The sequence below is a fragment of the Vagococcus lutrae genome (assembly GCF_023299185.1).
Taxonomy (GTDB): Bacteria; Bacillota; Bacilli; order Lactobacillales; family Vagococcaceae; genus Vagococcus_A; species Vagococcus_A lutrae.
Window position 1 is genome coordinate 1,761,847 of the sequence record NZ_CP097017.1, and the last position, 22,906, is coordinate 1,784,752.

The 22,906-nt window shown below is 36.1% G+C and carries 17 protein-coding genes; 16 read left to right on the forward strand and 1 reads right to left on the reverse strand.

Translation table 11 applies throughout. From position 1 onward, the window contains the following. Positions 1 to 139: 139 nt before the first annotated feature. The 8 genes from M2919_RS08535 to M2919_RS08570 all read left to right on the forward strand — a co-directional run bounded on the left by M2919_RS08535 (position 140) and on the right by M2919_RS08570 (position 9,390). Positions 140 to 790 carry a redox-sensing transcriptional repressor Rex gene (locus tag M2919_RS08535; RefSeq protein WP_023606824.1) on the forward strand — a complete coding sequence of 217 codons (651 nt, stop codon included), beginning with the start codon at positions 140 to 142 and terminating at the stop codon, positions 788 to 790. 159 nt (positions 791 to 949) lie between these two features. Then, a complete protein-coding gene (gene groES, locus M2919_RS08540) occupies positions 950 to 1,234 on the forward strand; it encodes a co-chaperone GroES (RefSeq protein WP_126760895.1) in 285 nt (94 codons plus the stop codon). A gap of 20 nt (positions 1,235 to 1,254) precedes the next feature. After that, on the forward strand, positions 1,255 to 2,883 hold the full coding sequence (gene groL, locus M2919_RS08545) for a chaperonin GroEL (RefSeq protein WP_248848645.1): 1,629 nt from the start codon (positions 1,255 to 1,257) through the stop codon (positions 2,881 to 2,883). A gap of 204 nt (positions 2,884 to 3,087) precedes the next feature. Then, positions 3,088 to 4,734 carry a sensor histidine kinase gene (locus tag M2919_RS08550; RefSeq protein ID WP_222316821.1) on the forward strand — a complete coding sequence of 549 codons (1,647 nt, stop codon included), beginning with the start codon at positions 3,088 to 3,090 and terminating at the stop codon, positions 4,732 to 4,734. Further along, the gene (locus M2919_RS08555; RefSeq protein ID WP_248848646.1) at positions 4,727 to 5,485 is read left to right on the forward strand and encodes a response regulator transcription factor; all 759 of its coding nucleotides are present in this window, start codon (positions 4,727 to 4,729) and stop codon (positions 5,483 to 5,485) included. Before M2919_RS08550 ends, M2919_RS08555 begins: the two co-directional genes overlap by 8 nt. A 104-nt stretch (positions 5,486 to 5,589) precedes the next feature. After that, complete coding sequence (locus tag M2919_RS08560; RefSeq protein WP_168413649.1) at positions 5,590 to 6,624, forward strand: extracellular solute-binding protein; 1,035 nt, start codon at positions 5,590 to 5,592, stop codon at positions 6,622 to 6,624. 20 nt (positions 6,625 to 6,644) lie between these two features. After that, positions 6,645 to 7,724 carry an ABC transporter ATP-binding protein gene (locus M2919_RS08565; protein WP_248848647.1) on the forward strand — a complete coding sequence of 360 codons (1,080 nt, stop codon included), beginning with the start codon at positions 6,645 to 6,647 and terminating at the stop codon, positions 7,722 to 7,724. 1 nt (position 7,725) lies between these two features. Next, positions 7,726 to 9,390, forward strand: coding sequence for an ABC transporter permease (locus tag M2919_RS08570; protein ID WP_202585124.1), 1,665 nt, complete (start codon positions 7,726 to 7,728; stop codon positions 9,388 to 9,390). Between the two features lie 27 nt (positions 9,391 to 9,417). On the opposite strand, the gene add is transcribed toward M2919_RS08570, so the two are convergent. Then, complete coding sequence (add, locus tag M2919_RS08575) at positions 9,418 to 10,446, reverse strand: adenosine deaminase (protein WP_248848648.1); 1,029 nt, start codon at positions 10,444 to 10,446, stop codon at positions 9,418 to 9,420. 180 nt (positions 10,447 to 10,626) lie between these two features. Here add and M2919_RS08580 point away from each other — a divergent pair, with 180 nt between their 5' ends. From M2919_RS08580 to M2919_RS08615, 8 genes are all read left to right on the forward strand, one after another. After that, complete coding sequence (locus M2919_RS08580; protein WP_248848649.1) at positions 10,627 to 11,454, forward strand: aldo/keto reductase; 828 nt, start codon at positions 10,627 to 10,629, stop codon at positions 11,452 to 11,454. A 174-nt stretch (positions 11,455 to 11,628) separates the two neighbouring features. After that, positions 11,629 to 13,188, forward strand: coding sequence for a PTS transporter subunit EIIC (locus M2919_RS08585; RefSeq protein WP_248848650.1), 1,560 nt, complete (start codon positions 11,629 to 11,631; stop codon positions 13,186 to 13,188). 27 nt (positions 13,189 to 13,215) lie between these two features. After that, on the forward strand, positions 13,216 to 14,592 hold the full coding sequence (locus M2919_RS08590) for a class-II fumarase/aspartase family protein (protein ID WP_023606835.1): 1,377 nt from the start codon (positions 13,216 to 13,218) through the stop codon (positions 14,590 to 14,592). A 67-nt stretch (positions 14,593 to 14,659) separates the two neighbouring features. After that, positions 14,660 to 15,838, forward strand: coding sequence for an NAD(P)-dependent malic enzyme (locus tag M2919_RS08595; protein ID WP_023606836.1), 1,179 nt, complete (start codon positions 14,660 to 14,662; stop codon positions 15,836 to 15,838). Between the two features lie 4 nt (positions 15,839 to 15,842). Then, entirely contained in the window at positions 15,843 to 17,204 is a 1,362-nt protein-coding gene (locus tag M2919_RS08600) for a class II fumarate hydratase (RefSeq protein WP_248848651.1), read from the forward strand. 64 nt (positions 17,205 to 17,268) lie between these two features. After that, on the forward strand, positions 17,269 to 18,027 hold the full coding sequence (locus tag M2919_RS08605; RefSeq protein ID WP_023606838.1) for a MurR/RpiR family transcriptional regulator: 759 nt from the start codon (positions 17,269 to 17,271) through the stop codon (positions 18,025 to 18,027). 228 nt (positions 18,028 to 18,255) lie between these two features. Then, the gene (locus M2919_RS08610; protein WP_248848652.1) at positions 18,256 to 22,356 is read left to right on the forward strand and encodes a 5'-nucleotidase C-terminal domain-containing protein; all 4,101 of its coding nucleotides are present in this window, start codon (positions 18,256 to 18,258) and stop codon (positions 22,354 to 22,356) included. A gap of 156 nt (positions 22,357 to 22,512) precedes the next feature. Continuing rightward, positions 22,513 to 22,902, forward strand: coding sequence for an HsmA family protein (locus tag M2919_RS08615; protein ID WP_023606840.1), 390 nt, complete (start codon positions 22,513 to 22,515; stop codon positions 22,900 to 22,902). Positions 22,903 to 22,906 lie beyond the last annotated feature (4 nt).

Below are 22,906 nucleotides of genomic sequence, written 5' to 3' on the forward strand. Positions count from 1 at the left end.
AACTAAAAAGTGTTGACTGCAAGAACTTTTTCACAATTGAGACAACAAAATTGCATTATGTGTATAATTACTGGTATTATAGTAATGTGAATTCCAGAACGATGGGTAAACAACAATACTGGAAAGGGAGAAAATCATTATGAAAACACAAACAATTCCTCGTGCAACTGCCAAAAGGTTGCCGTTGTATTATCGCTATTTACGCGTATTATTAGATTCAGGGAAAACAAAAGTTTCCTCTACAGAATTAAGTGAAGCAGTGAAAGTTGACAGTGCGACAATTCGTCGTGACTTTTCTTACTTTGGAGAACTTGGTAAACGTGGCTACGGTTATGACGTAGAAAGTTTATTAGAATTTTTTGGTAAGATTTTAACAGAAGACCGCTTAACAAATGTGGCGCTTATCGGGGTTGGTAACTTAGGTAATGCGTTATTAAACTACGGGTTCCACCAAGGGAATAATATCCGTATTAGTGCGGCGTTCGATGTGAAAGAAGATCTAGTTGGCCGTATTGTCGAAGGAATTCCTGTCTATCCAATGTCAGACATGGTCGAGCAAATTAAACAACAACAAATTGAAATTGCAATTATGACGGTTCCTTCTTCTGCAGCGCAAGATGTGGCAAATCAATTAATCGAAGCAGGGGTTCGTGGGATTATGAACTTTACGCCAGTTCGTTTAACAACGCCAAAACATGTGCAAGTGCAAAGTGTTAACTTGACACATGAATTGCAAACCTTAATTTACTTCTTAAATCATTATGGCGAAGATCAGTCCACTACTAACTAAATTAAAAGTTACTACACATTTTGTAGTAACTTTTTTTGTTTGTTAAATCGATCATAGCAAAAGACTTGCCAAAAAGAAAAAGAATAGGTATTATAATAAGTGGATTAGCACTCTTAATCATTAAGTGCTAAAAGATAAAACTAAATGGAGGGATTTACATTGTTAAAACCATTAGGAGATCGTGTCATTCTGGAAGTGGCAGAACAAGAAGAAGTAACAGCAGGAGGATTAGTCCTGACATCTGCTTCCAAAGAAAGACCTCAAATTGGAACAGTTATCGCTGTTGGTGAAGGTCGCACTTTAGAAAATGGAGACAAACTTCCATTATCAGTTAAAAAAGAAGACCGCGTTTTATTTGAAAAATATGCGGGATCTGAAGTGACACATGAAGGAAAAGATTATTTAATCTTACATGAAAAAGACATTATCGCAATAGTAGAATAAAAATTCGAGAGGTGATAGAAATGGCAAAAGATATTAAATTTTCAGGTGACGCACGCGAAGCAATGGTGCGCGGAGTTGATACATTAGCAGATGTAGTAAAAGTAACATTAGGACCAAAAGGACGTAATGTGGTTTTAGAAAGAGGTTACGGTTCGCCACTTATTACTAATGATGGGGTAACGATTGCAAAAGAAATCGAATTGGAAGACCATTTTGAAAATATGGGAGCACAATTAGTTTCTGAAGTAGCGTCTAAAACGAATGATATTGCTGGAGATGGTACAACAACAGCAACAGTTTTAACACGTGCTATTGTTCGTGAAGGATTGAAAAACGTTACAGCTGGTGCTAACCCAGTAGGTATTCGTCGTGGTATCGAGCTAGCAACGAAAGCAGCCGTTGAAGGACTTCACGATATTTCTCGTCCAGTTGAAACAAAAGAAGCGATTGCTCAAGTTGCCGCAGTATCTTCTGGTTCACAAAAAGTGGGAGATTTAGTTTCAGCAGCCATGGAAAAAGTAGGTAACGACGGCGTTATCACGATTGAAGAATCAAAAGGGATTGAAACTGAATTAGATGTGGTAGAAGGAATGCAATTTGACCGCGGTTATCTATCACAATATATGGTGACAGATAACGATAAAATGGAAGCTGTTTTAGAAGATCCATATATTTTAATTACAGATAAGAAAATCTCAAATATTCAAGATATCTTACCATTATTGGAACAAATCTTACAACAAGGTAAACCATTATTAATCATCGCTGATGACGTTGATGGAGAAGCATTACCAACGCTAGTGTTAAATAAAATTCGTGGAACATTTAACGTAGCGGCAGTTAAAGCACCAGGATTTGGTGACCGTCGTAAAGCGATGTTAGAAGATATTGCTATCTTAACAGGTGGTACTGTTATTACAGAAGATTTAGGATTGGATTTAAAAGACACGACAATCGAAGCGCTTGGTCGTGCGAAAAAAGTAGTAGTGGATAAAGATAATACCACTATCGTTGAAGGGGCAGGAGCAACAGATGCCATTCAAGAACGTGTTAGCTTAATTCGCTCTCAAATAGCAGATACAACTTCTGATTTTGACCGTGAAAAACTACAAGAACGTTTAGCAAAACTTTCTGGTGGTGTTGCGGTGGTTAAAGTTGGTGCAGCAACAGAAACAGAATTAAAAGAATTAAAATTAAGAATTGAAGATGCCTTAAATGCAACTCGTGCAGCAGTCGAAGAAGGTATTGTTTCAGGTGGTGGTACAGCCCTTGTTAATGTTGCCGGGAAAGTAGCAGAATTGGACGAAACAGGCGATGTCTTAACAGGAATTAACATTGTATTACGTGCTTTAGAAGAACCAGTTCGTCAAATTGCTGATAACGCTGGTATGGAAGGCTCTGTAGTAGTTGACCACTTGAAGAGTGCCGAAGTGGGTGTTGGTTACAATGCAGCAACTGACGAATGGGTTAATATGATTGAAGCAGGTATTGTAGACCCTACAAAAGTCACACGCTCTGCTTTGCAAAATGCTGCAAGTGTAGCTTCACTTATTTTAACAACAGAAGCAGTTATTGCTGACAAGCCAGAACCAGAAGCGCAAATGGGAGCTCCAGGAATGGATCCAGGCATGATGGGCGGTATGATGTAAGCTAAAGCTTAATCGTCCCCTATTCAAAACCACATGAGTTTTTCTCTCATGTGGTTTTTTTGTTGTGTTATTTATGAAGAGCATTTTTATGTGTGATAAGAAGTGAATAAGTAGCAACAGAGATATTGACAGCTAATCTGTGTATTTGATAAGCTTAGCGTGTTTGTAATTGAAAACGGTTTAAATGAGGGTGAAGGTGATAGAATGTCGTTTGAAAAGCAATTGAAAAGAGAGCTGTTTTTATATGGAGCTATTTTAATTTTTTTAGCCACCATCGCTCTGACGTTAGGTCTTTATTATTACCGTAGTTCTAGCTCAGATAATATTTTAAAAAGACAAGAAGCAGATATCGTTACGACTTTTAAAACAGTATCTGATAATATTGTCAAAGAAAATAATCAAGGGTATGCAAGCTATCGTGATTATTTAGATGGTAAAATAGACGCCAATGCTATTTACTATCAATTCTCTTTATTTCAAAGTCAGGAACCAATTAAAAGACATCTTATCATTGTAGATAAAGAGAAACAAATTATCTTAACGACCTCAAATAAATTCAAAGAAGATTCTCGGTTTGGCTATTATTTATCTTTAGTATTAGATTCTAGTGTGTCAAAAGGAACATTGAATTATAAAGTGTTTTCCGATGCGAATCGTGATCGTTATCTGTTAGTTATTAAAGAAATCGGTAATTTCGGGAGCGTCATTCAGGTTTTTGAGCGCAAAGATATTGAGAATTACCTGAATCGAACGGATGCCAATTATTTAATCTATGACCAGTTTGATAACGTGCTTAGTGCTTCTTCTGATCAATTTGTAGAACCGCGTTTATTAAAAGTGAAAACAGATATTATCGAGTCATCGTTTAATTATAATCGAAAAAGTTTTGTTTCTCGCTCTCAAGACCTAAATCAACAATTAAGCTTAGTAACCTACACAGAAAAAGAGCCGTTTTATCAAATTCTTTCTCGTACACTAGTCTACATATTTCCGTTTGTTGTCGGGATGGTGTGCTTGGTTTTTTATCTAGGTAAAAAAATATCGATGAATACGGCACGCTCAGTCGAATGGTTAAAGGATGAGATGAATCAGGTCATGTACAATCCTTTGCATCGTTTAGAGCCCAAAGGAGAAGAAGAATTTGTTTTGATTGCTAGAGAAATAAATCGTATGTTAGAACAGTTAAATGACTCGCATCAACGTAATTTATATTTGATACAAGAAAATATCGTCTTTGAACGTAAGAAATTAGAGGCGCAGTTCAATCCTCACTTTTTATATAATACTCTTGAAGTGATTAGAAGTAGTTGTTTTTATGACGTACAGTTAGCTAATAAGCTTATTTTATTACTGAATGATATTTTACGTTATAGCATCGACAACACGCAAACAGTGACCTCTATGTCGCAAGATATTATGTATATTGAAAAGTATTTGGAAATTGCTACCATACGGTTTGATGATTTAACTTATGAAATTGAAATGTCTAACGATCTTTTAAAAGAGCGTGTTCCGAAACTTTTCTTATTGCCTTTAATAGAGAACAGTTTGAAATATGGCTTTAAGTATCAATCGGAGCTTCATATAGCGATTGAAGGACGGGAGCTTGAACCTGGAATTTATAGTGTGATTTATTCAGATAATGGGAATGTTTTAAGTGATCGGGATATTGAAGAGTTATTAGTGAATATTTATCAACCGGGTATATATGGGAATCATCATGGTTTAATTAATTGTAAAAGACGTGTAGAGCTTATGTATCCGAATTCTTCGTTTACCATTTATAAAAATAAAGAAGAGTTAGTTATTGAAATTGTTTTCGCAGTTAAAGAGGTGAGTGAGGTTGTATAAAATAATAGTAGTAGAAGATGAGAAAATTATACGCAAGGGTATTTGCTATGGATTTGATTATCAACAAAAAAATTGCGTCATTATTGCAGAAGCAGCTAATGGATTAGAAGGCGTTCAAAAGATTAAAGAACATGAGCCAGATATTGTAATCACAGATGTAAATATGCCCATTCAAGATGCGTTTTACATGCTTGAACAAACAAGGGATTATATGTACAGCACCATCATTATTTCAGGTATTAATGAATTTGAGACGGCTAAACAAGCCATTCAATATGATGTGACAGATTTCTTAGTAAAACCTTTAGACATGAATAAACTAGACGCTGCTTTAGATAAAGCAATCGAAGACGTTGCGATGAGAAAACTATATGAGCAGCAAAATGAGCAGCAAGATAAATGGTTAGAAAAAAATATCGTGCCTCCTTTACAAAAAAAAGATGAGTTAGTCTCCGCTATTTTACTATTTATTGAAAAGAACTATCATGAAAAAGTCACGTTGGATCGTTTAGAAACAGAGCTCAATTATAGTAAATCCGTGATTCAGCAGCGATTTAAAAAAGCAATGAATATGACGTTTAATGATTATTTAAATCGGTATCGTATCCAACAATCATTAGAATTTATCAAGCAAGGGTATAAAGTATACGAAGTAGCAGTAATGTGCGGGTACAGTGAATACAAATACTATAGTAAAGTCTTTAAAAAGTATATAGGGTCTTCGCCAAAAGAAATCGCAGCGATTTTATAATCGATTGCGATTTTTTTTCCTTAAACGCGATAAAAGTTGGATGTTTTTCTTGTTTGGTAACGGTTACAATTTATGTATATTAAATATGTAGAGGAGAATGAACAATGAAGAAATGGTATGTTGGATTAGGCTTATTAGCATCAATGGCTTTATTAGCAGGTTGTTCAACAGGTAATAAGAAAGACGAGGCTGGCGCTTCAGATGAAAAGAAAGTAGTCATTTATTCACCAAACTCAGAAGGATTGAGTGACGCGGTGATTCCAGGATTTGAAGAAAAATACGGTATTAAAGTGGAATTAGTTCAAGCAGGCACAGGCGAGTTGTTTAAAAAGTTAGAAACAGAAAAGCAAGCACCTGTAGCAGATATTATATGGGGTGGCGCTTATTCTCAATATGCTGAGAGTACAGATTTATTTGAAGAGTACGTACCAAAAGAAAATGACCAATTGGTAGAAGAATATCAAAATAAAACAGGATTCTACACACCGTATACCATTGACGGAAGTGTTATTTTAGCGAATAAAAAACTATTGGGAGATAAAAAAATAAACGGTTATGCTGATTTGTTAGACGAAGATTTTAAAGGTAAAATTGCGACAGCAGATCCAGCTAACTCTTCAAGTGCCTTCGCACAATTAACAAATATGTTATTGGCAAAAGGCGGCTATGATAAGGATGCAGCTTGGGACTACGTATACGATGTGTTTTCATTAGTGGATGGAAAAATATCATCAAGCTCAAGTAATGTGTATAAAACAGTTGCCGATGGTGAGATGACTATTGGTTTAACGTATGAAGACCCAAGTGTGAAACTTTTAAATGATGGTGCGGATGTTGAAATTATTTATCCAGAAGAAGGAACTGTCTTCTTACCTGCAAGTGTTGCTATTATCAAAGATGCTAAACATCAAGAAAATGCTAAGAAATTTGTTGACTATGTTATTTCTCAAGAAGTCCAAGATATTTTAGGAACTACAACAACTAACCGTCCAGTTAGAAAAGATGCTAAGACTAGTGAAAATATGAAAGATTTATCAGAAATTAAAACGATTGAAGAAGATCAAGAATATGTTATTAAACATAAACAAGATATCGTGAAACGCTATAGCGATATTTATGTAGACATTCAATCGAAATAAGTCGTTGGGAGTAGTGAAACATGAGTAAAATTACGATAAAAAATGCAAAAAAAATCTATCATGATGTGGAAGTTATTCCTAACTTGTCTGTAGATATTCCAGACGGGTCCCTCTTTACACTTTTGGGACCTTCTGGTTGTGGTAAAACAACCCTTTTAAGAATGATTGCAGGATTTAACTCAATTGAAGGGGGCGATTTTTACTTTAATCAAGAACGGATTAACGATAAAGAGCCAAGCAAACGAAACATTGGAATGGTCTTTCAAAACTACGCTATTTTCCCTAACCTAACAGTTAGACAAAATGTTGAATTCGGCTTGAAACAACGAAAACTTTCAAAAGAGAAAATTAAAAAAGAAACAGATAAATATTTAGAATTAATGCAAATCGCTGAATACCAAGATAGAAAGCCAGATCAACTGAGTGGTGGGCAGCAACAACGTGTTGCTTTAGCACGTGCTATTGCAATCAGTCCAGATGTCTTACTAATGGATGAACCGTTGAGTAACTTGGATGCGAAATTGCGATTAGACATGCGTCAAGCTATTCGTGAAATTCAAAAAGAAGTAGGAATTACGACTGTCTATGTAACGCATGACCAGGAGGAAGCAATGGCAATAAGTGATCAGATTGCCGTTATGAAAGATGGAATTATCCAACAAGTAGGACGTCCAAAAGAGTTATATCATCGTCCAAGTAATGTGTTTGTTTCGACTTTTATCGGAAGAACGAATATTTTAGAAGGTACGTTGATACATGAAGCAGGCGAAGCTTACTTAGAGTTTGAAGGGGGCTATCATTTAGCTTTTCCTGAATTAAATCATGTGGAAAGTCAATCGGTCAAAATTAGTATACGTCCAGAAGAGTTTATTAGAACGGGAGATCACGGCATCCTAGCTACCGTGATAGATAGCGTCTATCTAGGGCTGAACACAGAATATTATGTTAGTTTAGGAAATGGACAAAAAGTCCAAGTGACCGAAGAATCCACGTTTGAAGAGGATTTAATGCCAGGCGACACTATTTATTTAGAGATTAATCGTCAAAAAATAAATGTATTTACCCATGATGGGTCTCAAAACTTGCTAGGTGGTGAGTAAGATGAAACAGAAATCCTTTAAACTTGATATATGGAATGGATCGGGTTTGTTTATACTAATCACCTATTTGTTGTTTTTAGTCTACCCACTAGGTAGTTTGTTAAAACAAGCGGTTGTGGTATCAGGAAGTCTTTCCTTAGAAAATTTCGTTACATTTTTTTCAAAGACGTATTATTCTGAAACGCTAATCAACAGTTTTAAAGTATCTATCACGGCTACAATCTGTGCTTTAATCGTTGGAATACTGTTAGCTTATTTATTTGCGATGTATGAATTTAAAGGGAAGAAAGTTTTACAAATCCTTATTGTCATCGCATCGATGTCTGCACCATTTATTGGCGCTTATTCATGGATTTTATTGTTAGGAAGAAATGGTATTATCACGACATTTTTAGCGAATGTTTTTCATATTACCATGCCTGACATCTATGGATTTACTGGCATTACATTGGTGTTTACGTTACAACTGTTTCCTTTAATATTTTTATATGTGAGTGGCGCTTTTAAGAGCATCGATAATTCGTTATTAGAAGCAGCGGAAAGCATGGGAAGTAGCGGTATTTCACGGTTTTTCAAAGTAATCTTGCCATTGTTATTACCCACGATTTTAGCAGGAGCTTTACTAGTATTTATGCGTGCTTTTTCTGATTTTGGGACACCTATGTTAATCGGAGAAGGGTATCGAACTTTTCCTGTTTTAATTTATACAGAATTCATGAGTGAAGTAGGAGGAGATGCGTCGTTTGCTTCTTCACTAGCCGTAATAGCTATTATTATTGCGCTGACCATTTTTCTTATTCAAAAGTATATTGCGAATAAGAATACATTTACAATGAGCTCTTTGCACCCTATCTCTCAGCGTTCCATTAAAGGCGTCAAAAAAGCGGTCGTTTATATCGTCTCTTATGGAATTGTATTTTTAGCAATCTTGCCGCAATTATATTTGATTTACACGTCATTTTTGAATACTCAAGGAATGGTGTTTGTTCCTGGTTACTCATTAAATAGTTATCGTGAAGCATTTAATCGAATGGGGTCAGCCATTTTTAATACGATACGTATTCCATTAATGGCCCTCGTTATTGTAGTGATTTTTTCTATTTTCATTTCCTATTTAACAGTGAAAAAGAAGAACACATTAACTGCGACTATTGATATTTTAAGTATGATACCTTATATTGTTCCAGGGACAGTTTTAGGGATTTCATATTTAGCAGCCTTTAATACAGGAATTGCCAATAGTGGTATTCTAGCTATTACTGGTACGGCGTTGATTATTGTGATTTCATTGACAGTGAGACGTTTACCTTATACAATCCGTTCTTCAGTTGCTACTTTAGGACAGATTCCTGACTCTATTGAAGAAGCAGCTTCTAGTTTAGGAAGCAGTAAGCTCAACACATTTGCTCGTATTACTGTACCGATGATGGTATCAGGTATTGTGTCAGGTGCGATCCTAAGTTGGATTACCATGATTTCAGAATTATCTACATCGATATTGTTATACAATGTGAATACTAAAACGATGCCAGTTGCGATTTATACCGAAGTTATTCGAGGAAATTACGGGATTGCGGCAGCCTTGTCGACGATATTAACTGCGATTACCGTCGCATCACTATTGTTATTTATGAAAGTGACTAAGAGTGATAGTATTACAATGTAAAAAAACCGAGCTGATTGCTCGGTTTTTTTATTGGCTGTGAAGAACAGGTAAATAAGCTGTATCTAGCTGCTCTGACAAGTGTTGTTTATCTGAATCGGAGATAAATGCTCCTTCAATGGCATTCTGATTTAACTTTTTCATTAAGGCATAGTCGATTTGATACCATTCGTGCAGTTTTAAGAACTCATCCGTTAATGTGGTGTTAGATACCGTACGATTATCCGTATTAATACATATATTTAATCCAGCATCTAAGAAGATTTGGAAAGGATACTCTGATAAAGATGATACGGCTTTTGTTTGGAAGTTGCTAGTAGGGCACATTTCGATGAGAGTGTTGTGACGAATGCATGATTCTAAGATAGCCGAATCGTCTTTCAAAGCAATCCCATGACCGATACGTGTTGCTCCCAACTTTACAGCAGTAGCGACATTTTGCGCGCAGCCACATTCACCTGCGTGAAGCGTAATAGGGATTTGTTGTGTATGTGCTTCGGAAACGACTTCTTCAAATAAAGACATTGGATAGTTCGCCTCATCGCCGGCTAAATCAAAACCAGCAACTCCCTTACCAAGATATTTTTTCGTTGCTGTTACAATTTGTTGATTTTGTTCAAGCGTGTGATGACGCATACCGCAAAGTAGTGCATTTGTTTTAACACCAAAATCTTGCTCGCCTTTTTTTAATCCATTTAGTACAACATCAAGTATCGTTTCAATGCTAAGACCTTCGTGTGTAAATAGCATGGGCGCAAATCGTACTTCTAAATAGGTCACATTTTCCTCTGCTACTTGAGCAACTAAATCATAAGCAATTAATTCTAGAGCTTCCTTTTGTTGTAAGTAAGGAAGCACGACATCAAAACACTTTAAGTAATCTAGTAAGCTTTCAGCCTCGTCTGGGACTTTCATTAACTCAGCTAAGGCGTCACCTGTGGCAGGTAACGGGCGTTTTTGTTTTCGGGCGATTTTTTCTAGGACAGCAGGTCTAACAGAACCATCTAAATGACAATGAAGTTCGATTTTTGGTAAATTTTGAACAATCTCACGTTGCATATAATATCCTCCTAGTTGTCAGTCTTGAAATAGTTATCTTATAATGTACCGTGTATAAATGAAGATTACCAGTAAAAATCTTCTCATTTTGTTATTTTGTTCATAGAAGTCCGTTTACTTTACAAGATAATGAGATAAAGTATAAAATTAAGATAGGTTATATAGAAAGGACGGAACAAAATGGATATCTCTAGCACAAAAATATTAGCAAACGATGTGACAATGCCACGATTAGGTTTAGGTGTATGGAAAGCTGCAGATGATGAAGAAGTTATTAACGCCGTCAAATGGGCAATTGAAACAGGTTACCGTTCTATTGACACAGCTGCAATTTACAAAAATGAACGCGGGGTAGGGCAAGGTATTCGTGAGTCTGGTATTAAACGCGAGGAACTTTTTGTAACAAGTAAAGTATGGAACGATGAACAAGGCTATGAGAGTACCTTGGCAGCGTTTGAAGAGAGTTTAGAAAAATTACAGTTAGATTATTTAGATTTATATTTGATTCATTGGCCGGTAGCGGGTAAATACAAAGATACTTGGAGAGCGTTAGAAAAATTATATAAAGACGGACGCGTGAGAGCCATTGGCGTGTGTAATTTTCATCCCCATCATTTAGATGATTTAATGACGGATGCAGAAATTAAACCGATGGTCAATCAAGTGGAACTCCACCCTCTTTTAAATCAGAAAGAGTTACGTGATTATTGTGCAAAACATGAGATTGCGATTGAAGCATGGTCACCGCTAGGGCAAGGACATCTGTTAGAAGATGAGCGTTTAGCAGCTATTGGCGAAAAATATCATAAAACACCAGCGCAAGTTATTTTACGTTGGGATTTAGAAAATGATATTGTGACGATTCCAAAATCAGTCAATCAAGAACGTATTGCTCAAAATGCGGATATTTTTGATTTTGAACTGACAGATGAAGACAGACAAGCTATTGATAATATGCACACTGGGGAACGTTTTGGTACGAACCCGGATGAGTTTGATGAAAAGTAATATGAGTATACAAAGAGCCTGCTAGTTTAGCGGCTCTTTTTTATTTATAGATAGCATTATAAATGACCTAAATCATTTTTCGTGACTTAGGTCATCTAATATACATTGATAGCGCTTTTAGTCTAGTTATACGGGTGTTATGATACAGTTATCAGATGAAAAGGAGATATCTAAATGGGAAAAAAAGGGAGATTCAGTGATTCGATTCAAAAGTTTGGACGCACCTTGTTGTTGCCAATTGGTGTTTTAGCACCAGTGGGAATGATATTAGGTATTAGTGGCGCATTTGTTCAACCTTATATGATAGAAAGATTTAGTTTTTTAGGGAATGAGAATGTAAATGCGCTTTTAATTAGTATTCGATCTATTGCTAGTGTGGTTTTTGATAATATACCTTTATTATTTGCTATGGGTGTCGCATATGGTATGAGTAAAAAAGATAAAGGGATTTCTGTTTTTGCTGCTGTAACAGGCTATTTAACTTTAATTATTACTATGAATGTTTGGTTAACTTTGACTGGCAAGATGGCAGAGCCAGATGTCATGACCCAAGTAGGTCAGATAACAGTTCTAGGTATTCAAACGATGAATATTAGTGCTGCTGGCGGAATTATTACGGGATTGATTGCAGCCTGGGCGACGGACAAGTATTATAATTTGGAATTACCCACAGCGTTTGCGTTCTTTTCGGGTAAGAAGTCTGTTCCTATTATCACTATGGGATGTATGATTGCGATTGGAGCAGTATTACCATTTATTTGGGAATTATTTGTTGGTGTGTTAATGAAATTATCAGTAGTGTTTTTAAGTGTAATGGGACCATTCTTTACAGCCGCAGGGGAACGCTTATTTATACCGTTTGGACTGCATCATGTATGGAATGCGTTGTTTAGATTTACAGAAGCAGGGGGATCCTATGTAATAGACGGAACGACCTATGTAGGGGTAGTACCGGCGATGAACGAAGTTCTATTTAATCAAGGTCCTAATAGTGAATATTGGGCAATGATGCCAGATTTAACACGTTTTATGGCGCAACAGCAAATGTTAGTAACTCTTTTCCTTTTTCCAGCAATTGCTTTTGCGATGTATAAAACAGCCAGAGCAGAGAATAAACCCGAAGTTAAATCTATGTTAATTACGATGGTATTAACAGCAATGCTAGGGAATGTGACTGAGCCATTAGAATTTACATTTGTTTTCATCGCACCTTTACTCTTTGTTGTATATGCCGCTATTGTAGGTATTGGAGCGGTCTTGTTATCGCTTGCGAATGTAGCAATTGGTTATATAAGAGGAACAATTTTTGACTTTGCAATTTTTGGACTTTTGTATGAAAAGACTAACTGGATTTTCTTAGTATTGATAGGATTATTATTAGCTGTTGTTACTTACTTTATCTTTTATTGGGCAATTATTAAGTTTGACATTAAAACACCTGGACGTGAAGAATCACAGAATCTAGACAGTACCTTATTAAAAGAAAAAAGGTATGACGAAATCGCTAAAATTGTGGTAAACGCTTTGGGAGGAAAACAAAATATTGCTTCAGTAGAGAACTGTATTACACGTTTAAGAATAGATGTTAATGATGTAAGTATGATAGATAAGAAATTATTAGAACAATCGGGATGTACAGGATTCTTTTTCCCAGCAGCTAAACATATACATATTGTATATGGCCCACAAGTAGAATTTGTACGAAATGCTGTAGATGAAGAACTAGGGAAATAACAGGCAGGAAGTAGGAGGTTTTTTCTAATGAGAGCATTATATGATTCAAAAAGTAAAACGATGGATGACAGAGGAATTAAAGAACTGTTTTCAGACAAAGCCAAATATCAAACGTGGTTAATGTTTGAAGCAGCTTTGGCTCAGGCGCAAGCAGAAGAAGGATTTATACCTGAGCAAGCGGCCAAAGATATCCAACAGGCAGCGAAAATTGAGAATATAGATTTTGAAGAGATGGATCGAATATATCGTGAGATAGGACATGGATTTGTCCCGTTTCTTAAGGTTTTAGTAAAAGCATGTCCGCCTGAAAGTGGTAAGTATGTTCATTACGGTATTACCACGCAAAATATTCAGCAAAGTTCTCAGCTTTATATGGTTAAAACCGTCCATGATAAATATATGACATTACTAGGAGAAATTTTAGATAATTTGAGTCGCTTGGCTGAAGAAAATAAAGATGCCGTGATGCCGGGACGTACACATGGTCGACATGCTACACCTATTACTTATGGCTATAAGGTATCAGTCTGGATTAGTGAGTTTATAGAGTGTTATGAAAGAATGCGTGAAGCTGAAAAAAGAGTGTTTAAGATTATGATGGGTGGAGCAGTTGGAACATTTAGTTCAATGCCTCAAGTAGGTCCTGCGGTTCAACAACGTGTCGCTGAATTAACGGGTATGTATACGATGGAAGTTCCTTCACGTAATATCAGTACACATAAATTAGAATATATGATGAATTTATCTTTAATGGCAAATATTTGTCATAAAATCGGCGAGGAAGTATATAGTACGACTTTAGAAGAAATTGCAGAAGTGTCTGAAGGTTTTAAAAAAGGAACAGTTGGAAGTAGTACAATGCCTCATAAAATTAATCCTAAACTAGCAAAAGGAATTGTCGCTAATTCGCAAAAATTATACTCCTTACCAGGTGTGGGTATGTATTCTTCAGTTCGTCCCTATGAAGGAGATAGTAGCTCATATATGCTTTTTGATGGAATTTTAGAAGAAGCTTTAGAGTTAACCACTGAAGTTCTTTTGCGAACAGAAGAATTGACACGTACAATGGTTCCTCATCGTGACCGTATGTTACACAACGCTCTACGCAATAAAGGGTTAGACAATTGTGAAAATGTAATGATGGTGTTAGCTACCAAACTAGGCAAAGATAAAGCCCATTCATTGATGTATGAAATTGCTATGAAAACAGCTAATGAGGGTGAAGACTTCTATACAAATCTAATGGAAAATGAGCTGATTGCCAGCCAATTTTCCGAGCAAGAAGTCAGGGATATGATTGACCCCCGTCATTATATTGGACTATCAGTAGAGATAGCAGAAAAGGAAGCAAAGAGGGCCAAAGAATACGCAAATACTATTGCTTTGGAATATGCTAATAAATAATATAAATAATATGAATAAGGGGCTGGCATAGTAATGTCAGCCTCTTACTTATAGGAGGGAAATCGGAATGACCGAAAGTTTACTTTACCATGAGAAACATAAAGGAAAAATAGCAGTTGAAAGTAAAGTGCCGTTAAATACAAAAGAAGATTTAGCTTTAGCTTATACACCCGGTGTCGCAGAACCCTGCAAAAGAATAGTAGAAAATAAAAGTGATGTGTATCGTTATACGTCAAAAGGAAATATGGTTGCGGTTGTTTCAGACGGGAGTGCAGTGTTAGGTCTCGGGAATATTGGCCCAGAAGCTTCATTACCTGTAATGGAAGGTAAAGCTATTTTGTTTAAAAAATTTGGAAATGTTGATGCTATACCTATTTGCTTGGATACAGAAGACACAGAAGAAATAATTGAAACTATTTGTAGAATAGCTCCTTCGTTTGGAGGGATAAATTTAGAAGACATATCATCTCCACGTTGTTTCGAAATTGAAAGAAAACTCGATAAGATGCTGGATATACCTGTGTTCCATGATGACCAACATGGAACGGCGATTGTTGTATTAGCAGGACTAATGAATAGTTTAAAGCTTGTTAAAAAGAATTTTAAGTCTGTTAAAGCTGTGATTAACGGCCCCGGTGCTGCTGGAACAGCTATTGCTCGTTTGCTATTAGAAATGCAAATAGGAGAAATTTTAATTTGTGATGAGTATGGGATTCTTTCGACTAAACGAAGTGAGCCTTTATTCGATCATAAGTTGGAGTTGGCAATGGAAACAAATCCTTCAGAAAAAACAGGTAGTTTAGAAACAGCTTTAGTTGGAGCAGATATTTTTATAGGTGTCTCAGTTGGGAATTGTTTGACAAGTAACATGATTGAAACTATGGCAAAAGATCCTATTGTGTTTGCTATGGCTAATCCCGTTCCCGAAATAGATTACCAACTAGCTAAAAAAGCAGGAGTTAGAATTATGGGGACGGGACGCTCAGATTTCCCTAATCAAATTAACAATGTGTTAGCATTTCCTGGTATTTTTAGAGGTGCTCTCGATGCGCGAGCTAAAACAATTAATCATGAAATGAAAAAGGCAGCAGCGCAAGCTATTGCTGATATGGTGTTAGAAGAAGACTTAGCAGATGATTATGTAATACCTGATGCAATGAATCATGAAGTAGCCCAAAATGTGGCAAAATATGTTCGTATCGCTGCGGAAGAAACGTGTATTTCAATGTCGATGAAGGAAGAGTGAGGATATGAGGATTGAAAAGGATTCAATGGGAGAAATTGAGGTAGCCAGTGATGCTTATTGGGGCGCTCAAACTCAACGTAGTTTAAATAATTTTAAAATAGGTACAGAATTAATGCCTTATGAAGTCATACAGGCCTTAGTTTACATAAAAAAAGCATGTGCAGTAGTCAATTATAATCATGAAATTATTAATAAAAAAGTTTACCAAGGCATCATGAAGGGGTGTTCGGAAATACTCGAGTATCCAGAAAAGTGGCGTAAGCATTTCCCTTTGAAAGTATGGCAAACGGGAAGTGGGACGCAAACCAATATGAACGTTAATGAAGTGATAGCTAATATTGCCAAAGAACAAGGTTATGATATACATCCCAATGATCACGTAAATCGTTCTCAGAGTTCTAATGATGTCTTTCCTTCTGCCATGCATATTGCAACAGTAGTAATGATAGCAAATAACCTTATTCCTGAATTAATAGAATGGGAAAAAGAGTTGGAGAAACAAGTTAATCAATATCAAGATATTATCAAAATAGGACGAACTCATCTACAAGATGCCACTCCTCTCACTTTTGGGCAAGAAGTTAGCGGTTGGAAAAGTATGATAAGAAGAAATAGAGAGGCGATTACTTCTACTAGTCATTTTGTTGAAAAATTAGCAATTGGTGGGACGGCAGTTGGGACAGGGATAAATGCGCCTTTACATTTTGGTGAAGAAGTAGCTAATTACTTATCGAAAGAGTTAAAGCAAACCTTTGAAAGCGATGATAATAAATTTTTTGCCTTAACAAGTCATCAACCCTTGTCGTTACTACACGGAGCTTTGCGTTCATTAGCTAGCGATATATTAAAAATAGTCAACGATATTCGCTTTTTAGCTAGTGGTCCTCGATGCGGATTGGGAGAACTAACACTTCCTAGTAATGAGCCAGGAAGTTCTATAATGCCAGGAAAAGTTAATCCGACACAAGCTGAAGCCTTGTCTATGGTGGTGATGCAAGTAATGGGAAATGATACCACTATCCAATTCGCAGCGAGTCAGGGACAATTCCAATTGAATGTTTATAAGCCTGTTATCATAATGAATATTTTACAAAGTATAGAGCTTCTTTCGTCAGGCATGCGTTCTTTTCGATTAAATACATTACAAGGGTTAAAAGTAAACGAAAGAACGATGACAGAATACATAGAGAGGTCACTCATGTTAGTAACCGTTTTGACACCTCATATAGGATATGACAAAGCATCTCATATTGCTCATGATGCATTGGAAAATGATATAACTATTTTTAAAGCTTGTGAAAAACATTTAGTGGATGTTCCAACAGAGACGATATCATCTTGGCTTAACCCTTTTAATATGATATAAGAAACAGACATGGAAATTGAGAGTGTGGTACAATAATCCTAATAAATTTAAAGGGTGAAAGCGCATGATTGATTTTTTGAATAGCTATGATGAATTGACTGCAAGTGAAAAGAAAGCATTAAAATATATGGTTGACCATACAGATGAAATGCCTTATATGACTATTCAACAGTTAGCCAATAGTGCTTTTGTTTCTAAAACGGTGATTATTAATCTGTGTCAAAAATTAGGTTTTAGTGGGTTTAAAGAATTTAAGTTTTTTATAAATCAAGAGATGCGAACTCGAATTAAACAGACGCATACTGACGACATATCAGTGAAAGAAAATATGACAAAAACAATGGAAAAAACTCTTTCTCTAGTGTTAGATGAAGAATTACAAGCATGTGCTACAGCAATGTTAAATGCGCGAAATATTTTTATTATGGCGAGGGGAACTAGTAAGCCAGTTTGTTACTACTTGGAACATTTGTTATTTTCTTTAGGTTTACATTGTTTTTTTATAAAAGATTATAATTTGTCTGAGAGTTTTACAAATTTAGTTACCGAAGAGGATGTTGTCATTCTTATTTCATTGTCAGGCAATACAAAGAAAATTATGGATACAGCCAAAAAAGTTAAAATGAGAAAAGCAAAGATGATAAGTTTAACCTCTTTTCAATCGAATGCCTTATCATCTTATGCAGATTTAAATTTGTATTGTCATGCTACGGAGATAGACACACGCGAGAACGATTTTATCTCAAGGATTGGTTTTTTTATGCTTATTGACTTATTAGTCGGAACATTAATTCAACAAATGAAAAAGAGTCTATTAACTTAACTTTAAAAACGCCAGTGATGGCGTTTTTTTTATTTTATATGTAAATTCATCTATGCCATTTACGTTGTAAGCGATTGATAAACATACATTATGTATGGATTATGAATATTAAGTATGCTTTTTGGTGTTTATTTGTTAAAATAAAAGAAGTTGTAAAATAAAAATGAAAGGAGCTTAGTTTATCGTTAATGGTAGTTTAAAATGTATTTTTAATAAGGGGGAAAAACATTGAAACGTCATTATCAACAAAAAGTGATTCAATTTGTAATGGCACTTACATTATTTTTAGGAAGTGCTTTACCAGCGTCAATGGTATTAGCTGAGGAAATTTCAGAAACGCAAGAACCAGTTGTTGAAGCAACACAAGAATCATCTAGTTCTGAAGAAGTCGTGGATTCTACCGCTAAGGAAGAAACTACTGAAAAAGAAATAAGTACAGAGGAATCTGTCCAACCGACAGAGGAATCAGCAGAAACTGAAGTGACTGAGGTGCAACCGACGGAAGAAAAACCTGTTGTAACCGATAAGAAAAAGCTTACTATTTTAGGAACATCTGATGTTCATGGAAATGTATGGGATTATTCATACGAAGATAATAAAGAAAAAGCACTTGGTTTTGCTCGTATTAGTACACATGTTAATAATGTCAGAGCTGCTAATGGAGCAGAAAATGTGGTAGTAGTCGACGCGGGTGATAACTTACAGGGAACGATTTTAACAGATGATTTATATAGTGTGAATTCGGAGTTATCAAAAAATCATCCAGTAGTGACAGCGATGAATCATATTGGCTACGATGCGATGACGTTAGGTAATCATGAGTTTAACTTTGGTGTTGATTTGATTAAATCTGCCAAGTCACAAGCAAATTTTCCATATCTTTCAGCGAACACACGTTATCAGACAACTGGCGAATACCTTGTTGATCCATATAAAGTCGTGGAGAAAAATGGGTTGAATGTCGCGATTATTGGTTTGACGATTCCACATATTCATCACTGGGATCCAGAAAATGCTAAAGAATTAGATTTTACACCTTTAAAAGAAGAAGCACAGAAACAAGTGGCTCACATTAAGGAAAATGAAAAAGCAGATGTTATTATTGCAGTCATTCACGCAGGATTGCAAAACTCAGATGCTAACGCAGCAGCTATTAATGTAATTAAAGACGTTCCAGAAATCGAAGCATTTATTTTAGGACACGATCACCGAGCATTTGCTGAAAAACATGCAGATAATACTGGCCGCGAAAAACCAGTAGGGGCAGTTAAGGATACAGGGGCAAATGTGGTCAAGATTGATTTGGAATTAGAAAAGACATCTGAAAAAAATGACACATCAAAAGAAGAAGACGATGCAAATTGGGAAGTTAAATCAAGTCAAGTAGGCTTATTAAATGCTACAGAGGTCAAAGCAGATGAGGCATTAAAGGAAGCTACACGATATGCTCATGAGGAAACAATAGCGTACACCAAACAAGAATTGGGACAAGCGCTCGCTAACTTTGTACCAGAAAATGAAATTCCTGGAATCCCAGAAGCTCAACTAAGACCGACTGCTATGATTTCGTTGATAAATAATGTTCAACGTAAGCATACAGGAGCTCAAATTGCAGCAGCTTCATTGTTTAAAGAAGATAGTCGTCTGGATAAAGGACCTATCCGATATAACAATTTATTTGATATTTATAAGTATGCGAATACTTTAATTAAAACAGAAATATCAGGAAAAAATCTTAAGACGTATATGGAACAACAAGCACGCTATTATCAACAGTTTAAAGAAGGCGATGTGGCAGTTGCATTTAACGAGAAGATTCGTATCTATGATTATGATATGTTTTCAGGTGTCACCTATAAAATTGATATATCAGAACCAGAAGGGCAACGGATTAAAGACTTAAAGCTAGCGACAGGCGAACCCATTCATGATGATCAAATGTATAGCTTAGCTGTGAATAGTCACCGATTCAGTGGACTTGTTGATCGTGGCCTAGTAAGCGCTGATAAACGAAAAGATAGCGATCCAGATTCTTTACGTGGTTTTATTGCTGAGTATGTTAAGGATAAAAAAGTTTTAGACCCTTCAAAAGAAATTGAAGAGAGTTTTGAATTAGTCGGTTATGAGTTTGATGAAGATTATCGTCAAGCTGTTATTGACGAGGTGAAAAAAGGAAATATCCAAATAATGCGTTCTGCTGATGGACGTACACCTAATGTTAAGAAATTAAATGTGTATGACTTAATTGCTGAAGGAAAACTTGATCCATCTATTTTAAAAGAAGATACTGATAAAGACATTTTCTCATTTAGCATAATGCATACAAATGATATGCATGGGCGCTTTGAATATGATAAAGGTGGTAAAGCAATTGGTCTAGCAAAAGTAAAAACATATAAAGACCAACATAAACCCACGCTATTAGTCGACGCAGGAGATGCGATTCAAGGCCTACCTATTTCTAATCATACAAAAGGTGCCGATATGGTAAAAGCCATGAATGCGGTAGGATATGATGCGATGACTTTAGGGAACCATGAGTTCGACTTCGGTATGGAACGGGCATTGGAATTAAAAGAAGACTTTAATTTCCCAATCGTTTCAGCCAACGTTTACAAAGACGGAACTCGACCGTTTGACCCGTATGTTATTAAGAAAAAAGAAGGAATCAACTTTGCGTTAATTGGATTAACAACACCAGAAACAACAGTTAAAACACATCCAAATAATGTCAAAGGCGTGACTTTCAAAAAACCAGTTCCTGTGGCAAAAGAAGTAATTGATGAAATTGGTAATAAAGCGGATGTTTTCGTCTTTATGACGCACTTAGGAATTGATGAAACAACGCTCCAAGATGAACGTGGTAGTTATTTAGCAAGTGAATTGTCAAAAGCCTATCCAGATAAGAAGATATTTATTATCGATGGACATTCTCATACAGAATTGCCTCAAGGAAAGCAAGAAGGGCACGTCTTAATGGGACAAACAGGCAATCACTTAAACAATATTGGATGGATCGATGCAGCTTACAATCCAGAAGCTGATTTAAGTGCGCAGCTCATTACCTTTGCGGATTTTGAATCACTAAATGTTGAGCAAGATCCAGCGGTTAAAGCTATCGCAGATGAAGCACGTCGTAAATACGATGAAGATATGGGAGATATTGTTTTAGAAAATAATCCTGTGAAATTTATCGGCGAGCGTTCAGAAGTTCGTTCACGTGAAACAAACTTAGGGAATATTATCGGGGATGCTATTTTTGACTACGCTCAAACAGGCTTTAAGCAACCTGCTGATTTTGCTGTTGTAAATGGTGGTGGTATTCGTCAAAATATTAATACCGGAGCCGTTACGCGTGGGGATATTGTAGGAGTGATGCCGTTTGGAAACTCGATTGCTCAAATTCAAGTAAGTGGCGAACAAATCTATGAAATGTTTGAACATTCATTACGTTCAGATACGGTAAAAGACGAGGAAGGTAATGTGTTATTAGATGAAAAAGGAATGCCACGACTAGGGGCAAATGGAGGCTTTTTACATGTCTCACGCTCAATTCGTGTCAAATACGATGCTAATATTCTAGGGAAAGATTCAGAAGAAGCAGCTAAAACACGAGCAATATCGCCAGAGAAACGCGTATGGTCGATTGAATTACAAGATCCAAAAACGAAAAAGTTTGTACCTGTCGACCGTCAAAAGAAAGATTATTATGTTGCAACCAATGATTTCTTAGCAGCTGGTGGAGATGGATATGATATGTTAGGTGGGCCACGCCAAGAAGGTCCATCCATGGATACTGTCTTCTTAGAGTATCTTCAAAATAAGACAAATGAAGAACTATTAGCTTATAAAACGCTATATCCATACGAACGTATTATTCCAGAAGAAGCAAAAGAAGTAGATTTAGCCGCTGAAATCGCAGCGTTAAAAGAGTTAATTAAAGAATTAGAAGCACTTGTGAAAGACAAGTATACGGAAGAAAGCTGGAAGGCATTAGTAGCCGCGTTAGAAAAAGCAAAAGAAGAACTTGCGACTCTTGGTGAAGGGATATCTTTAGAACAAGTTAATGAATTGAAAGCACAATTAGAAAAAGCTAAAAAAGAACTTGACGCTCTAAAAGAGGATAACGCTAAAGAAGATAACGAGCAAGGAAAACCAGCTGGTTCAACTTCAACGGGTACAGGGTCAGGAAAAGGTGGTAACACGAGTACGACAACAGGTAAACTGCCACAAACTGGAGAAGATAAGTCTAATCTAGTAATAATTGGGTTTGCTGTTGTAACAGGAAGTACATGGTTTATTTACCATCGTAAAAAACAAGCCGCTTAAAATCAATAGCAGAGTATTGTGAAAACAATGCTCTGTTATTTTTTATGTGCATAAAAAATAATGAGAATTAGGAATCTTACTTGACATAGTGACACGATGTCACTATACTGGATATTAGTCAGGTGACACTTTGTCACTTTGAAAGGAGAAATGTTTATGAGTAGTCAATTAATTTTAGCGAGTATTGCGATGGTGATTGCGTTAATTTCTTACAGCTTGGGGGTATTTGGTGAGAAAAGAACCGGAACCATTCAAAAGAAACATTTAGTTTATTTTGTAATAGGGTTAATCTTTGATACGACGGGAACTAACTTAATGAGTCGTATTGCAGAGAATAATCAAGGTACTCAGTTTGGGATGCATCAAATCACGGGTGGACTAGCGTTGTTTCTAATGGCAGTCCATTTATTGTGGGCGCTATGGGTGTACTTTAAAGGGACTGAGAAAGCAAAACACCAATTTCATAAATTTAGTATTGGCGTTTGGGGACTGTGGGTTGTGTCATTTGTCCTAGGTATGTTAGTTGGAATGGGTGTTATTGGTTAAAAAA